Source organism: Paracoccus spongiarum (genome assembly GCF_030732095.1).
GTDB classification, from domain to species: Bacteria; Pseudomonadota; Alphaproteobacteria; order Rhodobacterales; family Rhodobacteraceae; genus Paracoccus; species Paracoccus spongiarum.
Map to the genome: position 1 here is coordinate 285423 of NZ_JAVAMQ010000004.1, position 17679 is coordinate 303101.

Below are 17679 nucleotides of genomic sequence, written 5' to 3' on the forward strand. Positions count from 1 at the left end.
CCGGCGCATGGCAGATGGGTGGCGCTGGCGCTGATCTGCACCGGCGTGGTGGGGGCGATGACCTGCTGGTTCTCGGCCACCGAGATCATGCCCGAACTGATCCGCGACTGGCGGCTTGACCCTGCGCAGGCAGGCTGGCTGACCAATGCCGTCCAGATCGGTTTCGTCGTCGGGGCGCTGGCCTCGGCGCTGGTGAACCTGCCCGACATCCTGCGGCTGACCCGGCTGATCGCCGGCGCGGCGCTGCTGGCCGCTGCCGCCAACGCCTGTCTGCTGCTGGAGCCCGGATATTCGGGCGCCCTGGCCGCGCGTTTCGTCACCGGTGTCGCGCTGGCGGGGCTGTACCCGCCCGCGATGAAGCTGATGGCGACGTGGTTCCTGCGCGGGCGCGGTCTTGCGATGGGCTTCCTCATCGCCGGGCTGACGCTGGGCTCGTCCATGCCGCATCTGTTCCGCGCGCTGGGCGGCGGCATCGACTGGCGCCTCGTTGTCATTGCCGCGTCGCTGGCCACCCTGAGTTCGGCGGCGATCTTCGGGCTGATGGTGCGCGAGGGGCCGCATGGCTTCGGCCGTGCGACCTTCGATCCCCGGCAGGCGCTGGCGGTGCTGCGCGACCGGCCGGTGCTGTTGGCAAATCTGGGCTATTTCGGCCATATGTGGGAACTCTACGCGATGTGGGCGTGGTTTCTTGCCTTCGCCACCGCGGCGGCCGGGGCGGGCGTCGGCCCCTTCGCCAGCCCGTCGGCCTTCGCCTTCGTGGTGGTGGCGTCGGGCGTGGCAGGCTGCATCCTCGGCGGCGTGCTGTCCGACCGCATCGGCCGCTGCCTGACAACCGCCGGGATGATGGCCGTGTCGGCCGCCTGCGCGGCGCTGATCGGTCTGGCCTTCGACGGCCCCGCCTGGGGTCTGGCGCTGATCGGCATCGTCTGGGGGATCGCGGTCATCGGCGACAGCGCGCAGTTCTCGGCCGCCGTGACGGAACTGGCCGATCCAAGGCTGGTCGGCACCGCGCTGACCTTGCAGACCAGCCTGGGCTTTGCGCTGACCGTGCTGGCCATCTGGCTGATGCCGCATGTCGCCGAGATGCTGGGCGGCTGGCGATGGGCGTTCCTTGCTCTGCTGCCCGGGCCGGTGATCGGTACCTGGGCGATGCTGCGGCTGCGCGGCATGGAGGCGTCGCGGCGGCTGGCCGGGGGCCGCCGCTGATACCGGCTGCGGTCGCCGGAGGTGGGCGCGCCCCGCCATGCGTGGTGCGGGCGGCGGGACTCGAACCCGCACGGGCCAGGCCCTGGCGATTTTAAGTCGCCTGTGTCTACCGTTCCACCACGCCCGCAGGCCGCGGAACCGCCTGCCGAGGCCGTCGCTAGCCAAGCGGTTATGATTAATCAAGCGGAACTTGGCGCGCAGGGCGGGGTTGACCGGGACGTTCATCCAGCCAGATCGGAGGACCCCATGACCGGGACCAGCGACAAGCGCGGCGAAGCCGGCGAATTGCACCAGCGCGGCGGCGAAACCCTGACGACCAATCAGGGCCTGCCACTGTCGGACAACCAGAACAGCCTGACCGCCGGCGCGCGCGGCCCGACCCTTCTGGAAGATTTCGTGCTGCGCGAAAAGATTTTCCACTTCGATCACGAACGCATCCCCGAGCGGATCGTCCACGCGCGCGGCTCGGGCGCGCACGGCTATTTCGAATGCACGGATCCGATCCCCGACCTGACCCGCGCGGCCTTCCTGTCGAAGAAGGGCAAGACGCCTGTCTTCACCCGCTTCTCGACCGTGGCGGGCGGGGCGGGCAGCGTCGACACGCCCCGCGACGTGCGCGGCTTCGCGGTCAAGTTCTACACCTCCGAAGGCAATTTCGACCTGGTCGGCAACAACATCCCGGTCTTCTTCATCCAGGATGCGATGAAGTTCCCCGACCTCGTCCATGCGGTGAAGATGGAGGCCGACCGCGGCTATCCGCAGGCGGCCAGCGCACATGACACCTTCTGGGACTTCATCTCGCTGATGCCCGAATCGATGCACATGATCATGTGGGCGATGTCGGATCGCACGATCCCGCGCAGCCTGCGGATGATCGAGGGCTTTGGCATCCACACCTTCCGGCTGGTCAATGCCGAGGGCAAGTCGACCTTCGTCAAGTTCCACTGGAAGCCCAGGCTGGGCCTGCAGTCGCAGGTCTGGAACGAGGCGGTCAAGACCGCGGGCGCCGATCCCGATTTCCACCGCCGCGACCTGTTCGAGGCGATCGACGGCGGCGACTATCCCGAATGGGAACTGGGCATCCAGACCTTCGATGCGGAGTGGGCGGCCAGTCAGCCCTATGACGTGCTTGACGCGACCAAGCTGATCCCCGAGGAAGACCTGCCGGTGCGGATCGTCGGGCGCATGGTGCTGGACCGCAACCCCGACAATTTCTTCGCCGAGACTGAACAGGCGGCCTTCTGCCCGTCGAACATCGTGCCGGGCATCGATTTCACCGAGGATCCTTTGCTGCAGGGGCGGCTGTTCAGCTATCTCGACACCCAGAAATCCCGTCTTGGCACGGCGAATTTCCACCAGCTGCCGATCAATGCGCCGAAATGCCCGATGCACAATTTCCAGCGCGACGGCATGATGCAGATGGCGGTGCCGAAAGGGCGCGCCAATTACGAACCGAATTCGCTGGACGAGGCCGGCGAAGAGGCCGGGCCGCGTGCCATCGACAAGGGCTTCTCCACCTATCGCAATATGGTCGATCGGCCGGACGGAGAGGTCGAGAAGCTGCGCGTCAGGCCCGAGCTGTTCGGCGATCATTACAGCCAGGCCCGGCTGTTCTATCGCAGCCAGACCGAGGCCGAGCAGGGCCACATTGCCGACGCGCTGGTATTCGAACTGTCCAAGGTGGGGCTGGGCCATGTCGTTTCCCGGATGCTGTCGCATCTGCGGGTCATCGACGAGGACCTGGCCGAGGCCGTCGCCGAGGGTCTTGCCGAGGATCTGCCCAAGCCCGCCAAGCCGCATCGCGCGCCGCTGGACATGAAGCCTTCGGACGCACTCTCCATCCTGAAGCAGGCCACGCCGACGCTGGCCGGGCGCAAGGTCGGCATCCTCGTGGCGGAAAATTCCGACCGCGACAGGGCCGAGGCCATCCGCGCCGAGATCGAGGCGCAGGGCGGCAAGGCGGTGCTGATCGCCAAGGCGCGCGGTCTTGCCGACGAGCAGCTGGCCGGCACCCCCTCGGTGGTGCTGGACGCGGTGGCGCTGGTGCTGGACGAGGCCGATGCGGCCAGCCTTGCGAAATACAAGCCTGCGGTCGATTTCGTCTCGGACGCCTATGCGCATCTGAAGGCGATCGGCGCGGATGACGGCGCCAAGCCGCTGCTGGATGCGGCGGGCGTCGAGGAGGGTGCGGGCGTGACCAGCCTCGATCCGGGCGCCTTTGCCAAGGCGGCGGCACGGCGATTCCACGACCGCGAGGCCAAGGTCTGGTAAGGGCGGTCCGGCGCCCGTCGCGGGCGCCGGGTCGACGGCGCGGTCTCAGAAGCTGCGAGTCGGGCGGTCGAAGACCTTCCGGCCCATCAGGCTGCCGACAAGCTCGACCATCAGCCGTGCCGTCCGGCCCCGCTCGTCCAGGAAGGGGTTAAGCTCGACCAGGTCCAGCGAGGTGACCAGCCCGGATTCGTGCAGCAGTTCCATCACCAGATGCGCCTCGCGGAAGGTGGTGCCGCCGGGGACCGTGGTTCCCACCGCCGGCGCGATCGAGGGGTCGAGGAAGTCGACATCAAGGCTGACATGCAGCAGTCCGTCGGCCGCGCGAACCCGGTCGAGAAAGCCGCGCAGCGGGGCGACGACGCCCTGCTCGTCCAGCACGCGCATGTCGTTCACGGTGATCTCGGTGTCCTGCATCGCGGCGTGTTCGGCCGGATCGACGCTGCGGATGCCGAACATGCAGATGTTCTCGCCCGGGATCGGTGCGGGAAAGGGCGGGAACGGATCGAAGCCCGGCAAGCCGCTGGCATAGGCCATCGGGGTGCCATGAAGGTTGCCCGAGGTGGTCGAGGCGACCGTGTGGAAATCGCTGTGCGCGTCCAGCCAGATCACGAATTGCGCGCGGCCCGCCTGCGCGGCGTGATCCGCGACGCCCGCTAGCGTGCCAAGGGCCAGCGAGTGGTCGCCGCCCATGATGATCGGCATGCCATGCGGCAGCGCCGCAGCCGTCGCCCGGCGCAGCGCGCCGGTCCAGGCCAGCGTCTCGGGCAGGTGGTGCACGGCGGGGTTGGCGCAGCTCTGCTGGCCGATCGGATCGGGGGCGACATCGCCACGATCCTCGACGCTGTGGCCCAGCGCCGCCAGCGTCGCCGCAAGCCCGGCGGTCCGGTAGGCGGCCGGTCCCATCAGGCAGCCGGGGCGGCGCTGGCCCTCGTCGACGGGTGCGCCAAGCAGGATGCAGTGGGTCATGTCAGGGCCTCGGTCGTTGTCATGCCCCGGATAAGAGCCGCCTGGCCGGCAAAAGTCCACCGGCCGGGGCTTGCCTTTGGAACTTGCCGGTCAGGTCCCGCCACTGACGGTGCCGCGCCCCCAGGGGTGCGGCTGCCGGCGGTGGTGATGTTGCGGTCGGGAAGGGTGCAGGCCGCCGCGGTCAGCGCCAGGCGGATCGCCGATCCGGTCGTCGGCGCCCGGATCGCCCGTCGCGGATAAGCCGCGTTCACGGCGATCAAGGAGCCCGACCCGCCCACGGCGGAGGGCGGGCCAGTCGCCGCGATCCGCGCATCCGCGGCCGCCGTCTTGCCGTGACAGGACAGCGCATCCCACAGCCCCTGCCCGGCGAGCGGCGTCGCCGTGTCTGCCGTGAGGCCGGCCGCGCGGCGCGGGACGCGTCCAGGGCAGGCCGCGCAATCGCCGGTCAGTTGCTCATCCCGACGCCGCGCCTCGCCCACATCGTCGCGTTCGAAGCCTGGCGGGCTCGTCCTTCCGATGCCGATGGTCCGGGCGGTCCTCACGCGGCCTGTCCCGCTGCCGAAATCGGTGCGGAACAGGGTCGCGCGGATCGTCCCGCCCCGTGTCGGACGGATCGCCGCCACCTCGCGGCGGGTGTTTTCCCCTGGCGACAGGGCGGTTTCGAGACGATCGCCCGTGCGCCGCGCCTGCCCCGTGCACGGCAGCCGGACATGATCGGGCGAAGATCGGGCACGCGAATGCGGGCCGGGACACCGCCTCTGATCGTCAGCCTTGACGAGGCCGCCACGATAGTCCGCCGCGACGCGAACGGCCTTGTCGCGGATGCGACCGCGTCAGGCGCGCACGCCCCCGAAGCGGTCTTCCCACGCGGCGCGCTGCTCGTCGGTGATCTTGGCAAACAGCACGTCGGGCACGCTGAAGGGATGGCCCGCAGGCAGCGTCTCGAGGGCGGCGGCGGGATCGTCGGGCCAGCCGGCATCGTCGGTCTGCATCGCGGCCAGCATCGCCTGCGCGGCGAAGGGGATGAAGGGCGCCGACAGCACCGCATAAAGCCGGATCAGGTTCAGCCCCAGTCGAACCTGCATGGCCGCCCGCTCGGGATCCGTCTTGAAGGTCGACCAGGGCGCGGCGGCCTGCAGGTATTCGTTGCCCAGCACCCAGATCGCGCGCAGCTCGGCCGCCGACTTGCGCACCTCCATCGCCTCCATGAAGCCCTCATAGGCGCGGATGCGCGTGGTCAGGGCCGTGATCAGCGCCTGTTCGTCGGGGCCCGGGGCGCCGCCCGCGGGCACCGTCTCGCCGAACTTGGCGCGGCAGAACTTGGTGATGCGGCTGACGAAGTTGCCCAGCACATCGGCCAGGTCCTTGTTCACCGACTGCTGGAAATTCTCCCAGGTGAACTCGCTGTCCCCCGATTCGGGGGCGTGGGACAGCAGCCACCAGCGCCAGTAGTCGGCGGGCAGGATCTCCAGCGCGTGGTCCATGAAGACGCCGCGCCCCTGCGAGGTCGAGAACTGGCCGCCATCATAGGTCAGGTAGTTGAACGACTTGATGTAGTCGACCATCTTCCAGGGCTCGCCCGAGCCGATCATCGTCGCCGGGAAGCTGAGCGTGTGGAAGGGCACGTTGTCCTTGCCCATGAACTGGGTGTAGGTCACGTCGCCCGCGCCCTCGTCGGTGCGCCACCAGCGGCGCCAGTCGGCCTCGGCCCTGCCGGTGGCGTCGGCCCATTCGGCGGTGGCGGCAATGTATTCGATGGGCGCGTCGAACCAGACATAGAAGACCTTGCCCTCCATCCCCGGCCAGTCGGCATCGCCGCGCCGCACCGGGATGCCCCAGCTCAGGTCGCGGGTGATGCCGCGATCCTGCAACCCGTCTCCGTCATTCAGCCATTTGCGCGCGATCGAGGTGGTCAGGATCGGCCAGTCGGTCTTGCTGTCGATCCATGCGGCAATGTCATCCTTCAGCGCCGACTGGCGCAGATAGAGGTGCTTCGTCTCGCGCACCTCGAGGTTGGTGCTGCCGCTGATCGCGCTGCGAGGGTCGATCAGGTCGGTCGGGTCCAGCTGCTTGGTGCAGTTCTCGCACTGGTCGCCGCGGGCCTTGTCATAGCCGCAATTGGGGCAGGTGCCCTCGATATAGCGGTCGGGAAGGAAGCGGCCGTCATCGATGGAATAGACCTGCTTCTCGCTGACCTCGCGGATATAGCCGTTGTCTGCCAGCCGGCCTGCAAGATGCTGCGTCAGGCGCCGGTTGCGGTCGCTGGAAGACCGGCCGTAATGGTCGAAGCTGAGGCCGAAGCCCCGCGCCAGGCCGGTCTGGACGCCGTGCATGCGGCGGCAGTAATCGGCCACCGGCTCGCCGGTCCTGGCCGCCGCCAGTTCGGCGGGCGTGCCGTGCTCGTCGGTGGCACAGATGAACATCACCTCATGGCCGCGCGCCCGGAGGTAGCGGGCATAGAGGTCGGCGGGCAACTGGCTGCCGACAAGGTTGCCCAGATGCTTGATGCCGTTGATGTAGGGCAGGGCAGAGGTGATGAGATGGCGGGCCATGCGGATGCGTCCTTTGGAATCCGCGTGTGTCTAGCCTTGATGCGGGCTGAATGAAAGTGGCGCCCGCCGCCTTGCCGACGGGTGCGGCAGGGTGTCTTGCCAGCAGCGCGGCGGCGGGGCAGCCTGCGGCAGATGATTCCCGAATCCGATGTCACCTTCGCAGGCAGTTTTCTGGACCGCGCCGACCGGCTGCGCGGCGATGACGCCGCGCTGGTGCGCGGGCTTGCCGACCCGGCCAGCCGGGTGCTGCCCTTCTGGCAGGGCAAGCCGCTGCTCGACCTGACTGCGCGGGGCCCGCGCCTCGCATGGCTGCCAGCCACCGATCCGCTGATCGCCGACGGTCCCGAGCCGGTGTTGTTCATGGGGCTGGACGAGGCCGGCACGCTGCATTTCGCCGCCGACCTGTCGCATCTGGCGCCGCCCGACGAACGGCCCGCGGATTTCATCGACAGCCGCACGCTGGATCTGTCCGAGACGCGCAAATTCATCGACCTTCGCGCCATCATGGCCGAGATCGACCACCGCGACGCCGGCATCGCGGCGGCTGCGAAGGGCATCTTCGAATGGCGCCTGACGCACGGGTTCTGCGCCAATTGCGGCGGCCGGAACCGGGTCGTCCACGGCGGCTGGCGCTTTGACTGCCCCGGATGCGGCCGCCAGCATTTCCCCCGCACCGATCCGGTGGTCATCATGCTGGTGCTGGATGGCGACCGGGTGCTGCTGGGCCGCCAGTCGAGCTGGCCCGAGCGGATGTATTCCCTGCTGGCAGGCTTCATGGAGCCGGGCGAGACCGTCGAGGAGGCGGTGCGCCGCGAGGTCGCCGAAGAGGCCGGGATCGAGATCGGCGCGGTGCGCTATGTCACCTCGCAGCCCTGGCCTTTCCCGGCCTCGCTGATGATCGGCTGCGTCGCCGAAGCGCTGGGCACCGATATCCGCATCGACCCGACCGAATTGCAACACGCCCTCTGGGCCAGCAAGGCCGAGATCGCCGAGGCCCTCGAGGGCCGCCACGACGGCATCGCGCCCGCCCGCAAGGGCGCGGTGGCGCAGGTGATGCTGCGCGCCTGGGTCACGGGCCAGCTGGGGGGCTGAGACCGGCATCGGCGCGCGGGCATGCGCTGCGCCGCCCGCCGCTGCCCGGGCGTCAGCGGCGGCGGTCGCGCCGCGAACTCATCGGCTGGAAGGCCACGCCGACATGCGCCTCGCAATAGGGCTTGCCGGCCTGGCTGGGCAGGCCGCAGAACCAGAACCTGTCTGTGGCGGGGTCGCCGATCGGCCATTTGCAGGTCCGTTCGGTCAACTCCATCAGGGTCAGCTTGCGGGCCTTCTTCTCGACCTCGCGGACCGAGGCCAGCGCCTCGGGGCTGATCTCGTTGGCCGAGGGTTGCGGCGGCAGGGGTTGTCCGGCGGGCACGATCGGCCGGCGCGGCACCGGCGTGAAGACGGGCTGCGCCGCCGGCTCGGCCTCGGCGGCCTCGGCGGCCTCGGCCTCGTCGGTCGCCGCTGCGGCTGCCGGGGCGGGCTCGGCCGCCGGCTCGGCACGCGCGGGCGCGGGCTTGCGCTCGGCCCGCTTCTCGGCGGCCGGCTCGGGCGCCGCCGCCTCGGCCTCGTCGCCGCGGTTGGACAGGCCGAGGCGATGCACCTTGCCGATGACGGCGTTGCGGGTCACGCCGCCCAGTTCCTTCGCAATGGCGCTGGCCGACTGACCCTCGCTCCACATGCGCTTCAGCGTCTCGACACGCTCATCCGTCCAGGACATGATTGCCTTTCCGGGCGGACCCGCAGCGCCGCCCCATCTTGAAACCCGTGATCGCCCCCGCCAGAAACGGGATGACGAGATCTAGCCCCCGAAGGCCCGGAATTCAAGGACTGCCCGACATGGACCGACCGATCACACAGGACCGCCCCGCGATGGGGACACGCCGCTTTGGCCGTGTGAACTGGCTGGGGCTGGCGACGCTGGCCCGGCGCGAGGTGATGCGCTTCATGGCCGTCTGGCAGCAGACGGTGTTCGCGCCGCTGGTCACGGCGGCACTGTTCGTGATGGTGTTCGCGATGGCGCTGGGGCAGGGGCGCGGCCAGATCATGGGGCTGCCCTATCTCGAATTCCTCGGCCCCGGCATCCTGATGATGACGGTGATCCAGAACGCCTTCGCCAACACCTCAAGCTCGATCACCGCAGCCAAGGTGCAGGGCAACATCGTCGACACGCTGATGCCGCCGCTGTCGGCGGGCGAATTGCTGACGGGCTATCTCTGCGGCTCGGTCGTGCGGGCGGGGCTGGTCGCGGTGGTCATCGGCACCGGCATGGTCCTGGTCACGGGTGCCCCGATCGCGCATCCGGCCTGGGCGCTGGCCTTCGTGCTGCTGGCCGCGCTGCTGCTGGGCGGCCTCGGCATCCTTGCCGGCATCCGGGCGCAGAAATTCGACCAGATGGCGGTGATCACCAATTTCGTCATCACCCCGCTGTCCTTCCTGTCGGGCACCTTCTACTCGGTCCAGAACCTGCCCGAGCCGTTCCGCACCCTGTCGCACTGGAACCCGATCTTCTACCTGATCGACGGCGCCCGCTTCGGCGTCACCGGGGTCAGCGACGCCCCGCCGCTGCGCGGGCTGGTGGTCTGCGCGCTGGTCACGGCGGCGGTGCTGTATCTCGGCTGGCGCTGGCTCAAATCGGGCTACCGGATGAAACCCTGATTGCGCGGCGGGGCGATCCGCGCTATGGGCGGGACATGACCGCATGGACCGCCCTTGCCGAACGCTTCCGACGCTGACCCTTGGTCGCCGTCCGATCCTGCCTGTCTGCCTTCCACGACAATCTGTCCTGACCTTCGGGGAATCCGCCATGATTTCGCATGTCCTGCCGACCTACAACCGTGCCCCCCTTGCCTTCGAGCGTGGCGAGGGCGCCTGGGCCATCGCAACCGACGGGACGCGCTATCTCGACCTGGGGGCCGGCATCGCGGTCAATGTGCTGGGCCATGCCAATCCCGATCTGGTGGCCGCGCTGACCGAACAGGCGGGGCGCATCTGGCATGTCTCCAACCTCTACCAGATCCCCGAACAGGAAAAGCTGGCAGATCTGCTGGTCGAGGCGACCTTCGCCGACACGGTGTTCTTCACCAATTCCGGCACCGAGGCGGCCGAACTGGCGATCAAGATGGTCCGCAAGTACTGGGATCACGTCGGCCGGCCCGATCGGATCGAGATCCTGACCTTCGAGGGCGCCTTCCACGGCCGCTCGACCGGCGCCATCGCGGCGGCGGGGTCCGAGAAGATGGTCAAGGGCTTCGGTCCGCTGATGCCCGGCTTCCGGCAACTGCCCTGGGGCGACATGGCCGCGCTGGAAGCCGCCATCGGCCCCGCCACCGCCGCCGTGATGATCGAGCCGGTGCAGGGCGAGGGCGGCATCCGCCCCATTGCCGATGACGACCTGCGCCGGATCCGGGCGCTCTGCGAGGCGACCGGCGCGCTCCTGGTGCTGGACGAGGTGCAATGCGGCATGGGTCGGACGGGGCGTCTGTTCGCGCATGAATATGCCGGCATCACGCCCGACATCATGATGGTCGCCAAGGGCATCGGCGGCGGCTTTCCCCTGGGCGCGGTGCTGGCGACCGAGGCCGCGGCGGCCGGCATGGTCGCCGGCACGCATGGCTCGACCTATGGCGGCAATCCGCTGGCCTGCGCGGTCGGCGCGAAGGTCATGCAGATCGTCGCCGACGGGAATTTCCTGGCCGAGGTGAACCGCAAGGCCGCGCTGTTCCGCCAGAAGCTGGAGGGTCTGGTCGCCGCCCACCCGCAGGTCTTCGAGGGGGTGCGCGGGCAGGGGCTGATGCTGGGGCTGAAATGCAGGGCGGCCCCTGCCGACCTCGTCAAGGCCAGCTATGGGCAGCATCTCCTGACCGTGCCGGCCGCCGACAACACGCTGCGGCTGCTGCCGCCGCTGAACATCACCGAGGACGAGATCGCCGAGGCGGTCGCGCGGCTGGACCGCGCCGCCGACAGCCTCGATGCCTGACTACCGCTTCAGGCCGGTGACGCGGGCCGATCTGCCGATGCTGGCGGACTGGCTGCGCGACCCGGTGGTGGCGGCATGGTGGCCGGGGCCGGACCGGCAGATCGCGCTGGTGGCCGAGGACATGGCCAACCCGGTGATGCGCCAGGTGATCGCCAGTCTGGGCGGCACGCCTGTAGGCTACGCGCAATACTACCCGGCCCGTCACTGGCCGGCCCCGCATTTCGCCGATCTCGCGCCCGACGCTGTTGCCATCGACCTCTTCGCCGCGCCGCTTGGCCTCGGACAGGGCGGCGCATGGCTGCGCGCGCTGGGCGATCTGCTGCTCGACCAGGCGCCGCTTCTGGCGATCGATCCGGCGCCCGCCAACCTGCGCGCGATTCGCGCCTATGAAAAGGCGGGCTTTTCCGGTGACGCCATCCGCATCGACAGCGAGGGCCAGCCCGTCCGGGTCATGACGCGGCACCGATGATGGCCTCTCCTGTGCCGAAATACCCCGGGGGAGGCGCGCGGAACGCGCGCCGGGGGCAGCGCCCCCTTGACCCGCCCGCCGCAAGCGGGCTTGCTGCATGAAATCGCCGAAAGACACGCAGATGACGCATTTTCTCGACATCCACTCCACCGCCAAGGACGATCTGCGGTCGATCATCGACCAGGCGCAGGCGATGAAAAGGGCCCGCAACAACCGCCCCAGGGGCACGCCCGACGACGAGTTGCCGCTGGCTGGCCGCATGGTCGCGCTGATCTTCGAGAAGCCCTCGACCCGGACCCGCGTCAGCTTCGACGTGGGTGTGCGCCAGATGGGCGGGCAGACAATGGTGCTGTCCGGCTCCGAGATGCAGCTGGGTCATGGCGAGACGATCGCCGACACCGCCCGCGTGCTGTCGCGCTATGTCGACCTCATCATGATCCGCACCTTCGAAGAGGCGACCCTGCAGGAAATGGCCGAATATGCCGAGGTGCCGGTCATCAACGGGCTGACCAACCGCAGCCATCCCTGCCAGATCATGGCCGATGTGATGACCTTCGAGGAACATCGCGGCCCGATCCGGGGCCGGAAGGTCGTCTGGGTTGGCGATGGCAACAATGTCTGCGCCAGCGTCATCCACGCCGCCGGGCAGTTCGGCTTCGACTTCACCTTCACCGGCCCGCCGCCGCTGGACCCGGAACGCGAGGCGCTGGATTTCGCCCGCGCTCAGGGCGTCGGGGTCACCATCGAACGCGATCCGGCGCGCGCGGTCGAGGGCGCGGACCTGGTCTTTGCCGATACCTGGGTCAGCATGCATGACCCGCAATCGGCCAAGGAGCGTCGCCACAACCAGCTGCGCGGCTATCAGGTCAACGAGGCGCTGATGGCCCGCGCCCGGCCCGATGCGCTGTTCATGCACTGCCTGCCCGCCCATCGCGAGGACGAGGTGACCAGCGCGGTGATGGACGGCCCCCATTCGGTAATCTGGGACGAGGCCGAGAACCGCCTGCACGCCCAGAAGGCCGTGATGCGCTGGTGCCTCGGCGTCTGACCGCTTCGCCAGCGACAGGTCGGCGGACCCGGCCTGCGGCGCATGGGCACAGGCCGGCGTCAGCAAAGCTTTGCGCTTCTGTCGCCTGACTGTCACATCGCGCGCCTAATCGGGGGCCAGCCGGCCCGCCCGCTCGCGGGCCTCCAAGCGTCAGCCAGGAGAGCGCCATGAACGATCAGCAGCCCCCCCGCCATGTGTTCCGCACCAGCCAGCTGGAACAGGCCGACGGCCCCGCCCTGAACCCGACCCGCAACACGACGATGGGCGAGATCATCGCCGCGCGGTTCTCGCGCCGTGGCTTCCTGCGCGGCTCGATGGCCTCGGTCGCCATTTCAGCCACGGTCAGCCCCATCGCGCTGCTGTCGGCGGGCGACGCCCATGCGCAGGGCAAGGTCGAGGGGTCGGTGTTCGACTTCGCCGAAGTCGCCGCCGGCGTCGATGCCGATCATCATGTCGCCGAAGGCTATGACGCCGATGTGCTGATCCGGTGGGGCGACAAGATCTTCGCGGATTCGCCCGATTTCGACCCGCTGAACCAGTCCGAGGCCGCGCAGGAACGCCAGTTCGGCTACAACAACGATTATGTCGGCTTCATCCCGCTGGAGGGCGCCGCCGATCACGGCCTTCTCGTGGTGAACCACGAATACACCAACGAACACCTGATGTTCCCCGGCATCGTCACCGTCAATGGCGACGAGATCACGGTGGCCGCGGCGACCGAGGAACGCGTCAACATCGAGATGGCCGCGCATGGCGGCACCGTCATCGAGATCCGCAAGACCGATGGCAAGTGGCAGGTTGTGCCCGAGGGCGCGATGAACCGCCGCATCACCGCCAAGACCGAAATGGCCATCGCCGGCCCCGCCGCGGGCCATGCGCGGATGCAGAGTGTGGCCGACGCCACGGGCACGAAGGTTCTCGGCACGATCAACGACTGCGCCGGCGGCATCACGCCCTGGGGCACCTGGATCATGGGCGAAGAGAATTTCCACGGCTATTTCATCGGCGCGCTGCCCGCCGACCACCCCGAGGCGGCGAACTACGAACGCCTGGGCCTGCCCGGCGAGAACTACGAATGGGGCAGGTTCCACGACCGCTTCGACCTGTCGAAGGACCCGAACGAAGCCAACCGGCATGGCTGGATGGTCGAGGTCGATCCGCTCGATCCCAATTCGGTGCCGAAAAAGCGTACCGCGCTTGGCCGGTTCAAGCATGAGGGCGCGGAAAGCGCGCTGGCGGCCGATGGCCGCGTGGTCTTCTACATGGGCGACGACGAGCGGTTCGAATATGTCTACAAGTTCGTGACCGCCGGCACCTACAATCCCGACGACCGCGCCGCCAACATGGACCTTCTGGACGAGGGCACGCTGTATGTGGCCCGCTTTGACGAGGATGGCAGCATGACCTGGCTGCCGCTGGTCCATGGCGAAGGCCCGCTGACGGCCGAGAACGGCTTCGAGAGCCAGGCCGATGTGGTGATCGAGGCCCGCCGCGCCGCCGACCTGCTGGAGGCCACGCCGATGGACCGTCCCGAGGATGTCGAGCCGAACCCCGCCAATGGCCGGGTCTATGTGATGCTGACCAACAATACCAAGCGCGAGGAGGCCAACGCCGCCAATCCGCGCGTCGAGAACGCCTTCGGCCATGTGATCGAGATCCAGGAGGCGGGCGGCGACCTGGCCGCCACCACCGGAACCTGGGAGATCCTCGTGAAATGTGGCGATCCCGCCATCGCCGAGGTCGGGGCGACCTTCTCGACCGCGACGACCGAGAATGGCTGGTTCGGGATGCCCGACAACTGCGCGATCGACGCCGATGGGCGGCTGTGGGTGGCGACCGACGGCAACGCGCCCGGCAAGACGGGCCGGACCGACGGGCTGTGGGCGATGGATACCGATGGCGCGGCGCGCGGCACCTCGCGGCTGTTCTATCGCGTTCCGGTCGGCGCGGAACTCTGCGGCCCGTTCATGACCGCGGACATGACGACCTTCTTCGTCGCGGTCCAGCATCCGGCCGATGGCGGCGAGGACTGGGATGGCCATGGCCGGCCGTCCTATTACGAGGATCTGTCGACCCGCTGGCCGGATTTCGACGACTCGATGCCGGTGCGTCCGGCGGTCGTGGCGATCACGCGGCAGGACGGCGGCCGGATCGGCTGATCAGCAAGCGACCTTGCGGAAGTGCGGCCGCGGGCCGCCCTGCACGATGCGAAAACCCCGCGCGGTGGCGCGGGGTTTGTATCCGGTCCGCCAGGGCAGAGGGGAAACCGGGCATGGTCGCGATGCCCTGTCTCAGCGCCTGACGAAAACCTTGTTCACGAGCTTCCACGTGCCGTTCACCTTGTAGAGCGACAGCACGTCCAGAAACCGTTCATCGCCCAGCTGCAGCTCGAATTTCACGATCGCCAGCTGACCGTCGATCACCTCCAGTGCGACGATCCTGCCGGTCGAGGTCCCGGGTGTCCCCGCCGCCCATCGCCGGATCGAATCTGCAATCGGCTCGACCTTGACCGTTTCGACCCTGCCCGGGTCGGTGACGACACCCTTCCAGTGGCCCGAACCGGCGTCCCATGCGCGGTCGAGCGGCGCCCGGTCGGCCGATGACACGCCCTCGAAGTAATCCTGAATGACCAACCGGATAGCCTGGTGGTCGTCATGGCAGATCGGCGTGGTCACGGCGCGGATGCCTCGATGGGGTTGGTGGGACATGCGACCGGGCGCATCGCCCGTCGCAAGCGATGATCGGGCCGCGGACGCGCCGCAACGCGGAGGGCACCCGTTTCCGGGATCGCGCGCCGGGCCTGTCACCGCCAGGGCCGGTTGAAGGCCAGCGCGGCCTGGCGCGGACCGGCCTGAAAAAAGGGGCCACGCGCCTGCGCCGCCCCTTCGTGATCTTTTCGATGACGCGATCAGCCGATCGCGGCGGCGCGCACGTCGTCGTCGATGGCTTCCAGATACTGCGCGAAATTGTCGCTGAACATCTGCACCAGCCGGGCCGCCTGGCGGTCATAGGCGGCGGGGTCGGCCCAGGTCTGGCGCGGGTCAAGCAGCACCTCGGGGACGCCGGGAACCGAGACGGGCACCTCGAAGCCGAAATTGGCGTCCTTGCGGAACTCGACCTGGTTCAGGCTGCCATCCAGCGCGGCGGTCAGCAGCGCGCGGGTCGCCGCGATCGGCATCCGCGATCCGGTTCCGAAGGCGCCGCCGGTCCAGCCGGTATTGACCAGCCAGCAGCTTGCGCCGTGACGGGCGATCTTGTCGGCCAAGAGCTTCCCATAGACCTCGGGGCGGCGCGGCATGAAGGGCGCACCGAAGCAGGTCGAGAAGGTCGGGATCGGCTCGACCACGCCAACCTCGGTTCCCGGCGTCTTGGCGGTGAAGCCCGACAGGAAGTGATACATGGCCTGCGCCGGGGTCAGCCGCGCGATCGGCGGCAGCACGCCATAGGCGTCGCAGGTCAGCATGATGACGTTGCGCGGATGGCCGCCCAGGCTGGTCGGCGAGGCGTTCGAGATCGCGTCCAGCGGATAGGCGCAACGGGTGTTGTCGGTGATCGAGTTGTCCTGGAAGTCCAGTTCCAGCGTCTCGGGGTCATAGACCATGTTCTCGACCACGGTCCCGAAACGCGAGGTGGTGGCGTAGATCTCGGGCTCGGCCTTGGGGCTGAGGTTGATCGTCTTGGCGTAGCAGCCGCCCTCGAAGTTGAAGATGCCCTTGTCGGACCAGCCATGCTCGTCGTCGCCGATCAGCACGCGCGACGGATCGGCGGACAGGGTGGTCTTGCCGGTGCCCGACAGGCCGAAGAAGATCGCGCTGTCGTCGGGATCGCCAAGCGCGTGATTGGCGCTGCAATGCATGGGCATGATGCCGCGTTCGGGCAGCAGGTAGTTCAGCAGGGTGAACACCGATTTCTTGTTTTCGCCGGCATAGGCGGTGCCGCCGATCAGGATCATCTTCCGCTCGAAGTTCAGCGCGATCACGGTCTGGCTGCGGCAGCCGTGGCGGGCCGGATCGGCCTTGAAACCGGGGCAGTTGATGATGGTGAATTCAGGGGTGAAGCCTTCCAGCTCCTGCGCCTCGGGACGGCGCAGCAGGTGGCGGATGAACAGCCCGTGCCAGGCCAGTTCGGTGACCACGCGCACGTCCAGCCGGCTTGCCGGATCGGCCCCGGCGAACAGGTCCTGCACGAAGTAGTCGCGGCCCCTCATGTGCGCCAGCATGTCGCCATGCAGCCGGTCGAAGGCGTCGGGCGCCATCGGCGCGTTGTTGTCCCACCAGATGCTGTGTTCGACGGACGGCGTGCGCACCACGAACTTGTCCTTGGGCGAGCGGCCGGTATGCGCGCCGGTCGAGACGAGGAAGGTACCGCCCTGACCCAGCCGGCCTTCGCCGCGGGCGACCGCCTCGGTCATCAGCGCGGGTTCGAGCAGGTTGTAATAAACCCGGCCGAGGCCCTCGATTCCCTGATCGTCCAGTCGGCAGTTCGGGTTTACACGGGATGTCATGTGGGAACGCTCCTACTCATTTGACCGCTGCGACAGTTCCATGACGCAGTATGCGGCGGCTATAGCATGGCGCGTCATCGAAAAAACACGCGAGCGCAAACGGTTAGCGCCACCACAAAATGTTATCGCCAACGGGACTGATTCGGGACGCGCGAGGGGCACATATTAACCATATCCGGCGATGATCGGGGGCGGAGGTGATTCGCATGACGCAGCTTCATGGCACGGTTGTGGCGCTGGACGGGCGGGGTCTGCTGGCGCTCGGCGCTTCGGGCAGCGGCAAGTCCAGCCTCGCGCTGGACCTGATGGCGACCGGAGCTGCGCTGGTCGCCGATGACCGGGTCGACCTGCGGCGCGACGGCGACAGCGTCATCGCCAGTTGCCCCCCCTCGCTGCGCGGGCGGATCGAGGCGCGCGGTGTGGGCATCCTTGCCGCGCGGGATCATGGCCCGGTGGCGCTGCACCTGGTCGTCGATCTGGCCCAAGCCGAGGATCGGCGCTTGCCCGCCTCGCGAGAACATGACCTTTTGGGCATCCGCCTGCCACTTGTCTTCGGCCCGTATCACCCGCATCTTTACGCTGCACTGCGGCAGATGCTGCTTGCGGGGCGCATCGCATGACGGCGCCCCTGGCTTCGACGAAGGA

At 68.5% G+C, this 17679-nt stretch carries 15 protein-coding genes and 1 tRNA gene; 9 read left to right on the forward strand and 7 right to left on the reverse strand.

Annotated elements, in window-relative coordinates; all coding sequences use genetic code 11:
• Positions 1–18: 18 nt before the first annotated feature.
• Positions 19–1206, forward strand: a complete 1188-nt coding sequence (locus Q5Y72_RS06705) for an MFS transporter (RefSeq protein ID WP_305962616.1) — start codon at positions 19–21, stop codon at positions 1204–1206.
• A 42-nt stretch (positions 1207–1248) separates the two neighbouring features.
• Here Q5Y72_RS06705 and Q5Y72_RS06710 read toward each other — a convergent pair.
• Positions 1249–1333 (reverse strand) — tRNA-Leu (locus Q5Y72_RS06710).
• A 119-nt stretch (positions 1334–1452) separates the two neighbouring features.
• On the opposite strand from Q5Y72_RS06710, the gene Q5Y72_RS06715 reads away from it, so the two are divergent.
• On the forward strand, positions 1453–3477 hold the full coding sequence (locus Q5Y72_RS06715) for a catalase (protein WP_305962617.1): 2025 nt from the start codon (positions 1453–1455) through the stop codon (positions 3475–3477).
• A 45-nt stretch (positions 3478–3522) separates the two neighbouring features.
• Here Q5Y72_RS06715 and rocF read toward each other — a convergent pair whose 3' ends face one another.
• The 3 genes from rocF to metG all read right to left on the reverse strand — a co-directional run bounded on the left by rocF (position 3523) and on the right by metG (position 6995).
• Positions 3523–4443, reverse strand: a complete 921-nt coding sequence (rocF, locus tag Q5Y72_RS06720) for an arginase (RefSeq protein WP_305962618.1) — start codon at positions 4441–4443, stop codon at positions 3523–3525.
• Positions 4440–4922, reverse strand: coding sequence for a hypothetical protein (locus Q5Y72_RS06725; RefSeq protein ID WP_305962619.1), 483 nt, complete (start codon positions 4920–4922; stop codon positions 4440–4442). Before Q5Y72_RS06725 ends, rocF begins: the two co-directional genes overlap by 4 nt.
• Positions 4923–5276: 354 nt before the next feature.
• Entirely contained in the window at positions 5277–6995 is a 1719-nt protein-coding gene (gene metG, locus Q5Y72_RS06730) for a methionine--tRNA ligase (RefSeq protein WP_305962620.1), read from the reverse strand.
• Positions 6996–7127: 132 nt separating this feature from the next.
• On the opposite strand from metG, the gene nudC reads away from it, so the two are divergent.
• Positions 7128–8087 (forward strand): NAD(+) diphosphatase, encoded by a 960-nt coding sequence (gene nudC / locus Q5Y72_RS06735; RefSeq protein WP_305962621.1) that lies wholly within the window; start codon positions 7128–7130, stop codon positions 8085–8087.
• Between the two features lie 52 nt (positions 8088–8139).
• Here nudC and Q5Y72_RS06740 read toward each other — a convergent pair whose 3' ends face one another.
• A complete protein-coding gene (locus Q5Y72_RS06740; protein WP_305962622.1) occupies positions 8140–8754 on the reverse strand; it encodes a GcrA family cell cycle regulator in 615 nt (204 codons plus the stop codon).
• Between the two features lie 119 nt (positions 8755–8873).
• On the opposite strand from Q5Y72_RS06740, the gene Q5Y72_RS06745 reads away from it, so the two are divergent.
• The 5 genes from Q5Y72_RS06745 to Q5Y72_RS06765 all read left to right on the forward strand — a co-directional run bounded on the left by Q5Y72_RS06745 (position 8874) and on the right by Q5Y72_RS06765 (position 14689).
• Entirely contained in the window at positions 8874–9692 is an 819-nt protein-coding gene (locus Q5Y72_RS06745; RefSeq protein ID WP_305962623.1) for an ABC transporter permease, read from the forward strand.
• Between the two features lie 148 nt (positions 9693–9840).
• Positions 9841–11013, forward strand: coding sequence for an aspartate aminotransferase family protein (locus tag Q5Y72_RS06750; RefSeq protein ID WP_305962624.1), 1173 nt, complete (start codon positions 9841–9843; stop codon positions 11011–11013).
• On the forward strand, positions 11006–11482 hold the full coding sequence (locus Q5Y72_RS06755; RefSeq protein ID WP_305962625.1) for a GNAT family N-acetyltransferase: 477 nt from the start codon (positions 11006–11008) through the stop codon (positions 11480–11482). Before Q5Y72_RS06750 ends, Q5Y72_RS06755 begins: the two co-directional genes overlap by 8 nt.
• A gap of 121 nt (positions 11483–11603) precedes the next feature.
• A complete protein-coding gene (argF, locus tag Q5Y72_RS06760) occupies positions 11604–12530 on the forward strand; it encodes an ornithine carbamoyltransferase (RefSeq protein ID WP_305962661.1) in 927 nt (308 codons plus the stop codon).
• A gap of 167 nt (positions 12531–12697) precedes the next feature.
• Entirely contained in the window at positions 12698–14689 is a 1992-nt protein-coding gene (locus Q5Y72_RS06765; RefSeq protein ID WP_305962626.1) for a PhoX family protein, read from the forward strand.
• Between the two features lie 132 nt (positions 14690–14821).
• Here Q5Y72_RS06765 and Q5Y72_RS06770 read toward each other — a convergent pair whose 3' ends face one another.
• On the reverse strand, positions 14822–15205 hold the full coding sequence (locus tag Q5Y72_RS06770) for a nuclear transport factor 2 family protein (RefSeq protein WP_305962627.1): 384 nt from the start codon (positions 15203–15205) through the stop codon (positions 14822–14824).
• Between the two features lie 233 nt (positions 15206–15438).
• On the reverse strand, positions 15439–17034 hold the full coding sequence (locus tag Q5Y72_RS06775; protein WP_305962628.1) for a phosphoenolpyruvate carboxykinase: 1596 nt from the start codon (positions 17032–17034) through the stop codon (positions 15439–15441).
• A gap of 206 nt (positions 17035–17240) precedes the next feature.
• Here Q5Y72_RS06775 and Q5Y72_RS06780 point away from each other — a divergent pair, with 206 nt between their 5' ends.
• The gene (locus Q5Y72_RS06780) at positions 17241–17654 is read left to right on the forward strand and encodes an HPr kinase/phosphorylase (RefSeq protein WP_305962629.1); all 414 of its coding nucleotides are present in this window, start codon (positions 17241–17243) and stop codon (positions 17652–17654) included.
• Positions 17655–17679: the final 25 nt, after the last annotated feature.